This window comes from Paenibacillus sp. B46(2026) (assembly GCF_056786355.1).
The window spans coordinates 2,514,140-2,529,772 of record NZ_CM165907.1 but is presented as its reverse complement, the minus strand read 5'-3'; the positions used below and the strand labels follow the sequence as shown (position 1 = coordinate 2,529,772).

Sequence of the window (15,633 nt, the reverse complement as noted above, 5' to 3'; positions counted from 1 at the left end):
CAATAGGCAAGCAAAAAGCCCCCAACCAATAAGGTTGAGGGCTTAAACAATCCATTGTATCTAAGCTGCACTACGAGCTTATTTTATTTTGTTGATACTGTTCAAGTGAGACCAGCACTTCCCGTGGTTTACTACCCTCGTAAGGACCAATTACACCCCGGGCTTCCATGGAGTCAATTAAACGTGCTGCACGGGTATAACCCACCCGCATACGACGTTGTAGCAGGGATACTGAAGCTTGTTTTGCCTCCAATATAATCTGTACGGCCTGCTCATATAACTCATCCTGTACTTCGTCTGCCGCCTGAACGGAGTCATCCACCTCAGGTACAATGGACTCATCATACTGCGCTTCACCTTGACCACGTACATAATTAACAATATTCTCGACTTCTTCATCGCTCATAAAGGCACCTTGTACACGAACCGGTTTCGATGCTCCCATTGGCATGAACAGCATGTCTCCACGACCGAGGAGCTTCTCAGCGCCACCCATATCCAGAATCGTTCGGGAATCCACTTGTGAGGATACCCCAAAGGCAATTCGCGATGGAATGTTGGCCTTGATTACCCCGGTAATAACGTCAACGGAAGGACGTTGTGTGGCAATAATCAGATGGATCCCGGCTGCACGAGCCATCTGGGCAAGTCGAGCAATCGCATCTTCCACATCTCCAGCCGCAACCATCATGAGATCTGCCAGCTCGTCCACGATGACCACGATATAAGGAAGAACAGCCGCAGGATTATCTTTCATCAGATTGTTATAGCCTTCAACGTTCCGCGTACCTGATTTGGAGAACAGTTCATATCGTTTCTCCATCTCGACCACGATCTTTTTGAGAGCAAGTGACGCTCGTTTAGGATCTGTTACTACCGGTGCCATCAGATGGGGAATTCCGTTATATACGTTTAACTCAACCATCTTGGGATCGACCATCAGAAACTTCACTTCATCCGGCTTCGCTTTGTACAATATGCTGGTAATAATTCCGTTAATACATACCGACTTACCGGAACCTGTAGCACCCGCGACCAGCAAATGGGGCATACGAGCCAAGTTACCAATGATTGTCTGTCCGGAGATATCTCGGCCAAATGCAATGGTCACTTTGGATTCTGCATCCTGGAACGTTGCCGTCTCCATCACTTCACGCATCGTTACCACTGACACCTCGCCATTAGGTACCTCGATACCTATAGCGGACTTCCCTGGAATCGGCGCTTCCATCCGGATATCCTTAGCCGCCAGAGCCAACGCGATATCATCTGTCAGACTGACAATCCTGCTGACCTTGACACCAATATCGGGTTGAATTTCATACCTTGTAACAGCAGGGCCTCGTACCACTTCAAGTACTTTGGCGCGAACACCAAAGCTTTCCAGTGTGGCTTCCAGCTTGCGTGCTGTCTGCATGTAATCCTTTTGGTCACCCGCTTTGCCCCCATTGTTCGGCTTGGCAAGTAGACGGAATGATGGCAGCTTGTACGGCTTCGGAGGTGGAGGCGGTGGTTTGATTAATTGTGCGTCCTGCCCCTCGGGAGTTAGACTATCTGTTCCCGGCGCTACCCCATTCGGCAGTTCTTCTCCACTTTCAATGTCATCGACAGTATTTAATATGTCCGTTCCTGCATCGGATGCAGACCACTCTGTCTCTACCAGTTCATCCGTTATTTTAATAGCACGTTCGCCCTCTTGAGCTGAGTTGGAATCCGTGAGATCATCCGGGAAAGGATATGCATCGTCCAGATCATCTTCGATGCTTGCATCTTCCGCTCTGACATGCTCGAAGAAGTCTCGAATGATCGGTGCAGAGTTAGGTTTAGCTTGTACAGCAACAGGTGGTGAGGCAATGTTGTCCACTACGTCTCCGGTCTCTTCCTGCCATGCTTCCGAATCGTGATTCTGAACGGCCCGGTATACGATCTGTTCCGCTTCCGCTGAATCCACCTGATTCAATTCACGTTCTGACTTCGCACGTTCGCGATCAGCTCCCCATTTTCCAAACAGTTGGAAGAATATTGGCGCTTTTCGTTTTGGCAGATGCTGTTCCTCTAATTCATCCTCATATTCGTCTTCATCATCATCAACAGGGACAGGTACCACTTTACGAGCGTTCCCTTTCTTCCTGCCATCAGGAGCTGAAGCAGAACGTGCAGAGGGCCTCGACTCCAGCTTCTTGTACATCGTACTCCCCGCATCCCAGATCTTGGTTCTGAATATTCGAATTAGATCCACATAAGAAAGACTCGTAATCAGCATAAAGCTGATCACAAACATGACGATCATGATGAGCCTTGCCCCAAGGCTGCCGAATAGCCACAAGAACAGAGCAAATTGCCCAGCTCCGAGATAACCACCGCTGATGTCCTTGTTAAGCATGGAGTCTCTCTCCCCTGGCGCAGCAGGGGTTAGCAACTCGGTTTGCATATCATTATGTACCTGTGTAATCACAGCACCAGGCTCAAGCGCACCCACCGGAATGAGCTTCTGGTGCATTGCAGAGACGGTACTCATCAGGGTTAAAGCAAAGACCAGCAATACTAGTCCTGTCTTGCGTGTGGTCCAGCCACTCGGCCATTTCCGGTGAATCATCACCATGAGACCATAATAAATACCAACAAGTGGAATCGCAAAATAAAACTTACCAAGCATCAGTCCGAACATCTTGGAAAGCGAACGTCCAACGGTGGCTTCACCCGATAATGCAATGACAGCAAGGGTAATAAGCACAATCCCGTAAATTTCATATTTTAAAACGCCACTAAAACCAGCGCCCTTTTTTTTCCTCTTTTTTCTTCTGGCCAAAATCAGGTCACCCCCAGAAGAATATTATACCATACAAATATAATCCGTACATATGTTCTTTTTCTGCTCAATTTGTCTGAATTCGTCGTGTTATGCTGACCCCAAGTTACCGGAAAGCGGGATGGTTGAACCCGGCATATTGGCAGGATTGAGATAGGCTTCAAGTGGACAATCCAGCAATCGTACAATAACGGCTTCATTATCATTCACTGGCCTCACCTGCATTAATAATCCATTCATCTTGATCTCTCTCGTATCTTCACTCTCTTTCCACATGCCTGACCATAGTTGTTCAGGGGGCATCACGGTGTATAGTGTCATTGGGTATAACCTCCCGCTTGCAGGGTCTGTCTGTTGTCTCCTATGAGCTGATTTAAATGCGCAATGGCCTGACCAATGCCGCCAACTGCATCCATTAGTCCATATTTCACTGCATCTGCGCTTCCTACAGCTGTACCAATATCCCGGTTCAACTCACCGGTCTTAAACATCAGTTCCTTGAACATCTCTTCAGATATATTTGAATGTGAAGTGACGAATCGAACAACCCGTTCCTGCATTTTCTCCATGTACTCAAATGTCTGAGGTACACCAATGACAAGGCCGTTCATACGAATTGGATGGATCGTCATCGTTGCACTTCCAGCAATGAGAGAATACGTCGAAGCTACAGCGATCGGAACTCCAATGCTATGCCCGCCTCCAATGACCACAGTAACCGTAGGTTTGCTCAGAGAAGCAATCATCTCTGCAATAGCCAGACCCGCCTCCACATCTCCACCTACCGTGTTCAGAATGATCAGAATACCTTCAATACGCTGATTCTGTTCTGCAGCGACAAGCTGTGGAATAATATGCTCGTACTTTGTTGTTTTATTTTGTGGTGGCAAAATTAAATGCCCTTCCACCTGTCCGATAATGGTCATACAGAAGATGTTCGATTCGCCTGCTGGCGACTGTGTCTGCCCAAATTGCTGAATAGTCTCCGTCACGGGAGAGATGTCCTTCTCCTCCCGGATCGGCATTTCCGGTGCTTCAACCTCCGGCTGATTGGATCTTGACGTCTGCTTGTCATTCATACGTTCATTCATTTCATTAATCCCCTTCTCCAGAAACATTTAATGTATTTCCTTAGTATGGGGAATTTTCCAAGCCCCTTATACCCGCTACATCAAATTGCTTCACATTGTGGCGATCTCCCTGAAAAACGCAAAAAAAAAAGCCCCTTCTCTACGAGGAACCGTCCAATATTACTCGTAGAGAAGGGGCGACTGTGTGCCTGAATATATGTTTTTTGTTTAGCCTATTTTAAACTTCCATAATGATTGGCAAAATCATCGGTCTGCGACGAGTTTGCTCATACAGGAAACGTCCCAGTGCATCTTTGACATTCGTTTTGAGTGAAGCCCACTCGTTAACGTTCTCACTCATCAACTTCTGCAATGTGCTGCTTACGATCCGGTTAGCCTCATCCAGTAGGCCTTCCGATTCGCGTACATACACAAATCCACGGGAGATGATGTCAGGACCGGAAACAATTTTCCCATCCTGTTTGCTCAATGTTACTACGACAACAAGGATACCATCCTGTGACAACAATTTGCGGTCACGGAGTACAATGTTACCCACGTCACCTACACCCAAGCCGTCGATCAACACGTTACCTGCAGTAACTTTACCTGCTCTACGTGCTGCACCACCTTGAATTTCAATCACTTCACCAATATCCGTGATGAAAATGTTCTCCGGCTCAACACCTACAGATTCAGCAAGAACTGCGTGACGGCGCTGCATACGGAATTCACCGTGAATTGGCAAGAAGAATTTCGGTTTCATCAGGTTGAGCATCAGTTTCAGCTCTTCCTGGCTACCGTGACCCGATACGTGAACGCCACTGTTAGCACCGCTGTAATGCACGTTAGCACCCAGACGGAACAGTTCATCAATCGTACGGCCTACATATTTTTCATTACCCGGAACCGGTGTTGCTGCGATAATGACGGTATCGCCTGGCAGGATGTCCACTTTACGGTGCGTGGAACGAGCCATACGTGTCAATGCTGACATTGGCTCGCCTTGGCTTCCTGTGCAAAGAATCACGACACGATCAGCAGCCATCTTGCCTACTTCCTCGGGTTCAATGATCATGCCATCCGGAATCTCAAGGTAACCCAGTTCGGAAGCAATACCGACCACATTAACCATGCTGCGTCCGATAACTGCAACTTTACGTCCAGTTACTTCTGCTGCGTTGATCACCTGTTGGATACGGTGTACGTTGGAAGCAAAGGTCGCTACAACAACGCGTTGGCTTGCTTTACGGAAGATATCTTCCAGAACGATACCTACATTTTTCTCCGATGGTGTGAATCCAGGTTTCTCAGCGTTCGTACTATCGGACAAAAGCGCAAGCACGCCATTGGTTCCGATCTGCGCCATACGCTGAAGATCTGCATATTGACCATTGACTGGAGTGTGGTCAAATTTGAAGTCACCTGTATGAACTACTGCACCTTCCGGTGTTTCGACACATACACCAACGGAATCCGGAATACTATGGTTAGTAGCGAAGAACGATGCTTTCAGAACAGATCCAAGTTGGATCTCGGAATCCGCATCAATCAGAATACGTTTTGTTTCACCCAGCAAGTTCGCTTCTTTCAACTTATTTTCTACAAGTCCAAGCGTAAGTCTTGTTCCGTATACAGGAACATTCAGATGTTTGAGAACATATGGCAGACCACCAATGTGATCCTCATGTCCGTGAGTAAGAATGATTCCTCTTACTTTGTCACGGTTCTCAGTCAGGTAAGAAATGTCAGGAATGACAATATCAATACCAAGCATATCTTCTTCCGGGAATTTAAGACCAGCATCTACGACTACAATGTCGTTAGCGTATTGGATGACGTACATATTTTTACCAATCTCGCCTACGCCGCCCAATGCAAAAATCATCAGTTTATCGTTATTATTTTTCTTAGACAAATGAATCTAAACCTCCTATGGTAGTTGGACGTCGTACCTTATTATTTATTGTAAGTTAAGAAAAGTAGTCCATACATTACATGCCCACCTATCGGGATGAATGCAAAAGAACACCTTTATTCACGATATCTGGAAGAAGTTCTTCGAAGTTATTCCCTTTTACCAACAAGTTGGATTGAAATGCCCTCTTAGCCGTTCCTTCCTTTTTCACCGCAAAGCCACACCACGAAACGATGTCGCTTTCAATTTCAAAAAAATACCGCACCCAGTCACTTGACATCATTATACATGATTAAAAACAAAAAAAACAAGTCACTCTCTCGTTAACCTGTAGGTTTCCCCTTAGCAGTGGAAAAGAAACCTCACTTTACGCATCAAAAAAAAGAACTGCAACCTCGAAATAAGAGGAGCGGTTCTTTTGATAATCTGATGGATGTCTCATAATTAATAAAATAGTTCCATATGCAACTACTGATTACAAATTAAGCAGACCTTTGATATAGACCTGCTCCTCTTCTGTTGGAGGAATAAGAGGCAAACGTACAGACCCAACGTTCAAACCACGCAATGTCAGCGCATATTTCACCGCTACGGGGTTCGGTAAAGGTTGTGGACACTCAAACAGACCTTTGAACACCGGGAACAGCTGCTGATGAATCTGAGCAGCTTGAAGAGGTGCTCCGCCATAGAAGGCATCGATCATTTTCTTCATCTCAGACCCTACGACATGACTGGCCACACTGACGATCCCATGAGCTCCAACAGCAATCGCTGGCAAGCCAGAAGCATCATCACCGGAATAGACTCTGAAGTGCTCCGGAGCACTTGCAGCAATCAGCGTAACCTGCTCCATGGACGCACATTCCTTGGTTGCCACGATGTTAGGAATCTGCGCGAGACGAAGCGTTGTTGCCGCTGACAGGCTGGTTACTGTACGACTAGGCACGTTGTAGAGCATAATTGGCAGCTTGGTCGAGCCCGCAATCGCTTCAAAATGTCTGAACAACCCTTCTTGGCTCGGTTTGTTGTAATAAGGAACAACCAGTAATATGCCATCCACTCCGGCACGTTCAGCTTCCTGTGTCAAATGGATGGAATGCGCCGTGTTGTTGCTTCCCGTTCCGGCTATAATTTTGCACCGTCCGGCTGCATGTTTCACTGCAAATTCGAATAATTGAACTTTCTCAGTATCACTAAGTGTTGGTGACTCACCTGTTGTTCCGGAAACCACAAGCGTCTCTGACTTTTGATCTACAATTAGATAGTCGATTAGACGTGCCGTTTCCTCCCAATGAATCTCTCCCTGTTCATTGAACGGAGTGACCATTGCTGTAATCAATCTTCCAAAGTCCAATTCGATTCCTCCTTCAAAACAGGTTTGGCTCCTCTAACTTCAGTTACTTACAAATGAAGTTCGAATGAGGCGTGAAGTGCCCTCAGGGCCTGAACCATATCTTCTTTTTTTACAAGTACCCAGATCGTTGTATTCGAATCTGCGGATTGCAGGATCTGAATATCTGCCAGTGTTAAGGACTCCACGATACGAGCCATAATTCCAGGTACACCATTAATGCCTCCGCCAATGACGGAAACTTTGGCACAACCGGACAGGGTTTGTGGCTTGAGACCGATCTCCTGCAATACCTGTATGGCTTTCTCGGAATCACTGTCAAAAACCGTATAGACAACTCCCGAAGGGGTAACATTAATAAAATCAACGCTGATCGAATTCTCAGCCATGGTTTTGAATACTTTTAGTTGCAATCGATCTGCACCACCAGGTACATCCACCGTAATTTGCGTTACATTGCTAACATAGGCGATACCTGTTACATAACGGTCAACAATGCCTGTCTGCACATCCTGGAATCCTTCCGGATGCGTAACCAGCGTTCCTTCCGTGTCAGCAAAAGTAGATCTTACTCGCACTGGAATCTGGGATTGCATGGCGATCTCAACCGCACGTGGATGAATTACCTTGGCACCATGGTGGGCCATGTTACAGATCTCTGCATAACTCACGACAGTCAGTGGACGCGCATCCTCAACAATCCGAGGATCAGCCGTGAGTATCCCGTTCACATCCGTGTAGATATCCACCATTTCGGCACGCAATGCCGCACCGAGAGCTGTTGCAGACGTATCACTTCCCCCACGACCCAGTGTCGTGAAATCTCCATTCTCCGTCTGACCTTGGAATCCGGTTACAATAACGACCCGTCCCAGCTGAAGCTGCTCCAACACACGAACAGGACGGACATCCAATATCCGGGCATTCCCGAAATTGTCGTCCGTCACAAAACCTGCTTGTGCACCGGTCAGCACTGTAGTTGGAATGCCTTCATGTTCGAGCAAACTGCTCAAAGTCGTTGCAGATATGATTTCACCACAGCACAGCAGTAAATCCTTTTCGCGTGCGGATATTGCGTTTCCGTTCTGTGCAGCCCAGTCTAGCAACGTATCGGTCGCATATGGCTCGCCGCGGCGCCCCATCGCGGACACCACGATGACCAGACTTAATCCTGCCTCAAGTTCACGTTTAACATGACGGAGCACATGCTCTCTCGCCTGAACAGTGGAGAGAGACGTGCCTCCAAATTTCTGTACCATGATACGCATCTTTATTCCTCCATTTGTGTACGCAAGAAGACTAGACACGGGTCAAATCAACAAATGGATCACTCTAGGGAGCGTTCTGATGCGATAATTTCAGCAATTTATACGGCATTCCATGCCGCTCCTTGTTTCTTTGTAATTGTCTGGGACAATCGCAAATCAACGGTCGCGGTTGTTATCGAGATCATGACGCATACATTCACACTAGACCTCTCCCGCTTGCTTAACCTTTACTGCCGCAAGCAGGAATGCCTTATAGACAGGAACGTGGACACAAATAGCTGTTCAAAGCCAGCATTTCGTCCCCCATGATTTTCTTTGTCTCTCGAACCCTTCTTCATTTCTCCAAGCGCATAAACGTTGTCACCCAATCATTGTTCCATCAAGCCTGTGAAGAACGCTCCACAATCATCGGCTGCAACTGTTTGCCCTCAAGGGCACTCCAGCAAGACTCTGGAATCAATTCCATTTTGGCGACTAACGAGTTTGGTTTTTTCACTGGATCGTCCTGCCCAAATGGCACAAAATACAAGTATTTAGCCACGAGCAATTTGGCGATATTCGCAGCATTCAAGCCCAGACCGTCATTGGTGGAAATGGCAAGCACGAGCGGACGCTGATTACGCATCTGCGCTTTGGCTGCCATTAGCACTGGACTGTCGGTCATCGCATTAGCCAGCTTGCTTGTTGTATTCCCTGTGCATGGAGCAATAACCAGCACATCAAGCAGCTTGGAAGGCCCTAATGGCTCCGCTTCAACAATTGTAGAAATGATATCATTACCTGTTATATCTTTCAACTGTTTTTGCCAATTTTGCGCCGTACCGAAGCGTGTATCCGTCGTCAGAACCGAATTCGAAATAATCGGAATAACGTTCGCACCTTCAGCCACGAAGCGGCTAATTACCGGCATAACCTCTTCAAACGTACAATGAGAACCCGTAATTGCATAACCTACCGTTTTTCCCTGCCAGTTCATGATTTAACCTCCCGTGCGTTCTGTTCTTCCAAAAGCAAACGGATCAACGCGTCGGCAATAATGCCGCCAGCCGTTTTGGGAGCAACAATGCCGGGGAGGCCAGGCGCAAGTAGCGCTTTGATACCGCGTTTGTCAGCATACCTGAAATCACAGCCGCCAGGAGCGGATGCGAGGTCGATAATGACAGCCTTTTGCGGCATTCTGGACAGGATTTGTGCTGTGATTATCATAGTCGGTATCGTATTAAAAAGCAAGTCAACTTCCCCGGTTTGAGCGGCCAAATCCGTTGTCATGAAAGGCTTCCAGCCCATTATTGTAGCGCGGGCAGCATCCTCTTCCCGCCTGATTCCCACCCGTACATTTGCTCCAAGTCCCTGCAGTGTTTTGGCCATTGTGAATCCTGTTCGACCAATGCCAAGCACAATGCATTCCGAACCATGGATTGTGAAGTCCGTCTCCCGAATAGCTATGGCGATGGCTCCCTCAGCTGTTGGAATAGAGTTGTAAAGTGCAATATCATCACGATCAAGTACTTCAACAAGTCGCAGCCCATTTTCAAGACAAAGTTCGCGCAAGAACGGTTTTGCCATACCTGTGAACACAATACAATGCTCCGGTAATGCTGCAATATGTTCCTTTTTCAAATAGATCGGCGTGTCACTGAATGAAGTGCTTACTTTTCCCTGATCATCGCAACCGACGACAGGCAGTACCAGTACATCTGCGGAAGCAAACACTTCGTCCTCCAGTTCCTGGTGCTCGATCCCTGGAATGGAGCGCTCTATTTTATCGAAACCCACCACACTTACCGTTGCATCCAGCTCAGCGCACTTTTGAATGACTTCAAGCTGCCGCGCATCTCCGCCCAGGACTACAATCCGGACTCCGGTCAGCATCGGGACGTCACTCCTTTCACCACATGTATGCCTTATCGTATGCAGGGGCCCACAGGGGGGTGAAAACAATAATTGCAATTAACTGTCCGTTTCTCGAATGTAAAAAAGAGCCGCCCCTGTCAGGGACGACTCTAAAGAATGGGTATATTAACCTGATTATTTCCCGGTATGACCGAATCCGCCTTCGCCACGTACCGTTTCCGAAAGTTCATTCACTTCCGTCAATTCAACAGCAGGCACGGTCTGGAAGACGATCTGTGCGATGCGCTCTCCCCGTACAATCGTGAACGGTTCCTGACCCAGATTAATCAACAGCACTTTAACTTCTCCGCGATAGTCCGCATCAATGGTACCCGGTGTGTTGAGGCAGGTAATTCCATGTTTGAAAGCCAGTCCGCTCCGAGGACGGATCTGTGCTTCCAATCCAGCGGGCATTGCCATCGCAAGTCCGGTTGGAATCAGCGTACGCTGACCCGGCTGCAATACAACGTCTTCCTGAAGTGCGGCTACTACATCAAAGCCTGATGCCAGCTCCGACATTTTTTGTGGCAGTTTAATATCTTCATTGCCCGGCAGTTTCTGTATTTGAACGTAATGCAACAAAATCATCCCTTCTCAATCCAGCGATCGTCTTATCTGAAGCACCAACCATAGCAAGTGCAAAAGGCTCAGCAAACATCAGATCAAGTACCGCGTTAATATCGTCCATGGTAACTTGCTCAATTTTGGTGATCATCTCATCCAGCGTATGGTGTCTGCCCAGCATCAGCTCGTTTTTACCCAGACGATTCATACGACTGCCTGTGCTTTCCAAGCTAAGAATCAGGCTGCCCTTCAGCTGTTCTTTTCCTTTACGAAGTTCATCTTCGGACAAGCCGTTAACAGCCAGGTCGCGTAGAACCTCTTTGGTCAGGTCGAGCACTTCTTTGGTCTGTTTCGGTGCTGTACCCGCGTATATGGTGAAAAGTCCGCTGTCCGCATGAGAGCTATGATAGGAATACACGGAGTACGCAAGACCCCGTTTCTCACGAATTTCCTGGAACAGTCTGGAGCTCATGCCTCCACCAATGGCGTTATTCAGAACAACCATAGCGAATTGCAGCGGATCTCCGATTTTACAGCCCGGGAACGAGATACAGATATGATTCTGTTCCGTTTTCTTTTTGTGAAAGAGCTGTCCGCTTTGGAAGGCTGGCATCGTGACTGCTTCCGTTACTCCATTTACATCAAAAGCACCAAAATGTTTCTCCATCAGTTCGATTACACTGTCATCAATATTACCTGCGATACTAATGACCGTGTTCTCAATTGTGTAGTGCTCCCTCATATATGCACGCAGATGACTGGAATCCATCGCTTTGAGACGTTCTTCCGTACCCAGGATTGGGTATGCAAGTGGATGCTCACCATAGGCGGCCAAGGCCATCAGATCATGAACCATATCATCAGGCGTATCTTCATACATCGAGATTTCTTCAAGAATGACGTTTTTCTCCTTGATCAATTCACCATCATCCATTTTGGAGCGGAAAAACATATCAGACAATACATCAACCGCAATCGGCAAATGTTCATCCAACACTTTAGCATAATAACACGTGTATTCTTTGGAAGTGAATGCATTCACGTTACCGCCAATCGCATCGAACTGCTCCGCAATCGCCTTGGCATCATAACGATCTGTTCCCTTGAATAACATGTGTTCAATAAAATGTGATACTCCGTTACTTGCAGGTTGCTCATTGCGCGAACCTGTCTTGACCCATATTCCGAAAGACACAGAACGGCAGGTCGGTATCTGTTCCATGACAACTCTGAGGCCATTGCCCAGCTGAATTTTTTTCATGGTTGGCCCTCCTACATCTCTATAATTGCCTTGATCTCAACCTTGAAATTGAAATCGACATTTGGTTCCAACTTTTTGATATTAACAAAAAAACAACGTTCACTCAACCGCAGAGGTATTTACACGTTCAGAAGACAACGTTTCACTTACTGTTCCGAGCACCAGACCTTTGGCCCGTATGGATTGAATCATGCCCTTTAAAGCTCCCGAAGAAGCAGCTGTAGGGTGCATTAGAATTAACGTGCCTGCCTCGGTATTTTTAGCAATTTTGGCAACAACGGCATCCGGGCTTGGCTTACGCCAATCCACAGTATCTACTGTCCATAACACGGTTTGCAGTCCCATGGATGAAGCAATGTCAACGGTCTTCTGATTAAAGTCACCGGATGGCGGAGCAAACCAACGATTCTCTACGCCCAGTGTTTTATGGAGCAGATCCTGGGTTTTGCTAATTTCCAGCTTGGCCCGTTCTGCGCTCAATCGACTCATATTAGGGTGAGAATATGCATGGTTGGACATCTCATGCCCACGCTTCTGAATTTCTTTGGCCAGTTCAACATTTTTGCTTAACCAACTTCCATCCAGAAAAAAAGTAGCCTTCACTTTCTCGGCATCGAGCGTATCCAGCATCGGTTTAATGTATTCGTTCCCCCAGGCCACATTAATCATAAAAGAAACCATCGGTTTGTTTGCGTTCCCCCGATAGATCGGATGTGCACCCAAATCTTTAAGCTGGATCTCCGGCTCAATCTGACGGTAGACATACGCTATTTTGGTATTCAATGTTCCACTCAGCGCCTTACGGTATGTCGCTTCCACATCAATCTCCATGCCATTATAACCAGGAATCGCTTTCCATACCCGATCCACTCTGGCATTTACCGGAGCAATTTTCGTTTCAGCCGCTTTATCCCGAATCGCAGACAACAGCGCATCTTCTCCAGTTGCCTCCTTAAACATGTCAAAAGCATTTTGCGTACCTGGCCCATCACGGATCTCCGTAATGTATGTACGTACACTGCCAACTTGTCCGATCAATATGACCGCAGTCACACCCGCCAGAACAGCCGCCAGCTTTTTGGATTGGTTTCCCACAGCTCCATCCTCCCGCCGTCTTTGTCCCCATCATATGAGGACAAGGGCAAGAATATGAATGCTAAGCCATGGTTTCATCCTTGCTTTACGTATTTAAACGTTAAAAAAAGAGCCAGAAATTCACATTCTGTCTCTTCATTCAATCTATCCATTTGTAACCTGTCGCTTCGGTATCCTAGGATTGAGCCGGAGCTTCAGCAGTCAAAACTGCTTTACGGGACAAGTTGATTCGACCTTGTGGGTCAATTTCCGTTACTTTTACCGTAATAGAATCACCAATGGCTACAACATCTTCCACTTTGGCAACACGTTCTGTTGACAGTTGTGAGATGTGTACCAGACCTTCTTTGTTCGGAAGTACTTCAACGAATGCACCGAATTTCTCAACACGTTTTACTTTACCGACATAAATCTCGCCGACCAGTACTTCGCGCACAATACCTTCGATAATCGCTTTGGCTTTATCATTCATCTCCTGGTTAGAAGAAGCGATAAAGACACGTCCATCCTGTTCAATATCAATTTTAACACCGGTTTCTTCGATGATTTTATTGATAATTTTACCACCTGCACCGATCACATCACGGATTTTGTCCGGATTGATATGCATAGTTGTAATTTTAGGTGCATATTGTGATAACTGCTCACGTGGAGTATTCATCACTTCAGTCATTTTGCTCAAGATGTGCAAACGACCTTCTTTGGCTTGAGCCAATGCTTCAGACAAAATTTGACGATCAATCCCATCAATTTTGATGTCCATTTGAATCGCGGTTACACCTTCAGGTGTTCCAGCTACTTTGAAGTCCATGTCACCGAGGTGATCTTCCATACCTTGAATATCACTCAGGATCGAAACATGATCTCCATCTTTGATCAGACCCATAGCTACACCCGCAACCGGAGCTTTGATTGGTACACCTGCATCCATCATAGCCAATGTGCTGGCACAGATACTTGCCTGGGAAGTTGAACCGTTGGATTCCAGAACTTCAGATACGAGACGAATCGTGTATGGGAAGTCTGTTTCGGAAGGGATGACTTTGGAAAGCGCACGCTCACCCAGAGCACCATGTCCGATTTCGCGACGGCCTGGAGCACGTAATGGACGAGCTTCACCTACGCTGAATGGTGGGAAGTTATAGTGATGCATGAAACGTTTCGTTTCTTCAAGGCTGATTCCGTCCAAAATCTGAACATCACCCAGTGCACCAAGTGTACAGATGCTAAGTGCCTGCGTTTGACCACGTGTGAACAAACCTGAACCATGCGTACGTGGCAACAAGGAAGTATCACATTCGATTGGACGAATCTCAGCAAGTCCACGTCCATCTGGACGAACTTTATCATGCGTGATCAGACGACGCACTTCTTCTTTAACGATATCGTGCAGGACTTCCTTCACGTCTTTGAGCAATTCAGGACTTTCAATATATTTCTCTTCAAAGTGAGCAACGGTTTCGTCATTCACTAGATCGATTGCATCTTGACGAGCATGTTTCTCAGCAATTTTAACCGCTTCAACCAGACGAGCACTAGCAAAATCACGTACACTGCTGTTGACTTCAGCATTAACGGCATGCAACTTAACAGCCATTTTTTCTTTACCGGCAACTTGCACGAGTTGTTCGATTACAGCAACAATGTTCTTGATCTCGTCATGTCCGAACATGATTGCTTCAAGCATTACTTCTTCCGGTAATTCGTTTGCTTCAGCCTCAACCATCATGATGGCATCCTTGGTTCCTGCAACCACCAGCTCAAGCTCACTGACTTCAAGCTGTGCAATCGTTGGATTAATAATGAACTCGCCATTAATACGTCCAACTTTCACGCCACCAATAGGTCCACTGAATGGAACATCCGAGATGCTCAGTGCAGCTGATGTACCAATCATTGCAGCGATTTGCGGTTCACAGTCTTGGTCCACACTCATAACGATATTCAGAACTTGTACATCATTCCGGAAGCCTTCCGGGAACAATGGACGAATTGGACGGTCTGTCAGACGGCTTGAAAGAATGGCTTTCTCACTCGGTCTGCCTTCACGTTTAATAAATCCACCCGGAATTTTACCTACGGCATACAATCTTTCTTCATAGTTCACCGTTAATGGGAAAAAATCCAGATCTTTTGGCTCACTTGATGCTGTCACGGTACACAATACCACGGTATCCCCGTATGTTACCTTAACGGCAGCATTAGCCTGCTTGGCCAAACGCCCGGTTTCAAACGTAAGCTTTCTTCCACCAAGCTGCATTTCAACACGCTGTTCCATGAAATTCCTCCTTTTATTCGTCCTAACTCAATGGATTCTGCATATTTACAGTATTTCCTGCTTGTCCTGCATTCATTAGCTATGTAAGATCTTGCAACATGCTAATCTGCACAACAAAAGCTCCTC

The 15,633-nt window shown here is 46.8% G+C and carries 12 protein-coding genes; all 12 read right to left on the bottom strand.

Features of this window, described 5'->3' with window-relative positions:
* Positions 1-70 precede the first annotated feature (70 nt).
* Positions 71-2,809, bottom strand: coding sequence for an FtsK/SpoIIIE family DNA translocase (locus tag AC1S8V_RS11570; protein WP_482073698.1), 2,739 nt, complete (start codon positions 2,807-2,809; stop codon positions 71-73).
* A gap of 90 nt (positions 2,810-2,899) precedes the next feature.
* Complete coding sequence (locus AC1S8V_RS11565; RefSeq protein ID WP_482073697.1) at positions 2,900-3,130, bottom strand: YlzJ-like family protein; 231 nt, start codon at positions 3,128-3,130, stop codon at positions 2,900-2,902.
* Positions 3,127-3,834: a ClpP family protease gene (locus tag AC1S8V_RS11560; protein ID WP_482074461.1), complete on the bottom strand. Its 708-nt coding sequence runs from the start codon at positions 3,832-3,834 to the stop codon at positions 3,127-3,129. Before AC1S8V_RS11560 ends, AC1S8V_RS11565 begins: the two co-directional genes overlap by 4 nt.
* A gap of 283 nt (positions 3,835-4,117) precedes the next feature.
* The gene (locus tag AC1S8V_RS11555) at positions 4,118-5,797 is read right to left on the bottom strand and encodes a ribonuclease J (RefSeq protein WP_076208870.1); all 1,680 of its coding nucleotides are present in this window, start codon (positions 5,795-5,797) and stop codon (positions 4,118-4,120) included.
* Positions 5,798-6,272: 475 nt separating this feature from the next.
* Complete coding sequence (gene dapA / locus AC1S8V_RS11550; RefSeq protein ID WP_482073696.1) at positions 6,273-7,151, bottom strand: 4-hydroxy-tetrahydrodipicolinate synthase; 879 nt, start codon at positions 7,149-7,151, stop codon at positions 6,273-6,275.
* A 47-nt stretch (positions 7,152-7,198) separates the two neighbouring features.
* A complete protein-coding gene (gene dapG / locus AC1S8V_RS11545; RefSeq protein WP_482073695.1) occupies positions 7,199-8,416 on the bottom strand; it encodes an aspartate kinase in 1,218 nt (405 codons plus the stop codon).
* A 379-nt stretch (positions 8,417-8,795) separates the two neighbouring features.
* Positions 8,796-9,392, bottom strand: a complete 597-nt coding sequence (locus tag AC1S8V_RS11540) for a dipicolinate synthase subunit B (RefSeq protein ID WP_482073694.1) — start codon at positions 9,390-9,392, stop codon at positions 8,796-8,798.
* A complete protein-coding gene (gene dpsA, locus AC1S8V_RS11535) occupies positions 9,389-10,288 on the bottom strand; it encodes a dipicolinate synthase subunit DpsA (RefSeq protein ID WP_076208873.1) in 900 nt (299 codons plus the stop codon). Before dpsA ends, AC1S8V_RS11540 begins: the two co-directional genes overlap by 4 nt.
* A gap of 156 nt (positions 10,289-10,444) precedes the next feature.
* Entirely contained in the window at positions 10,445-10,891 is a 447-nt protein-coding gene (gene dut, locus AC1S8V_RS11530; RefSeq protein ID WP_017689132.1) for a dUTP diphosphatase, read from the bottom strand.
* Positions 10,851-12,134, bottom strand: a complete 1,284-nt coding sequence (locus AC1S8V_RS11525) for a M16 family metallopeptidase (RefSeq protein WP_482073693.1) — start codon at positions 12,132-12,134, stop codon at positions 10,851-10,853. The genes dut and AC1S8V_RS11525 overlap by 41 nt, the downstream gene beginning before the upstream one ends.
* Positions 12,135-12,233: 99 nt before the next feature.
* Positions 12,234-13,229, bottom strand: coding sequence for a polysaccharide deacetylase family protein (locus tag AC1S8V_RS11520; RefSeq protein ID WP_047842504.1), 996 nt, complete (start codon positions 13,227-13,229; stop codon positions 12,234-12,236).
* 175 nt (positions 13,230-13,404) lie between these two features.
* Entirely contained in the window at positions 13,405-15,507 is a 2,103-nt protein-coding gene (pnp, locus tag AC1S8V_RS11515; protein WP_307537653.1) for a polyribonucleotide nucleotidyltransferase, read from the bottom strand.
* Positions 15,508-15,633: the final 126 nt, after the last annotated feature.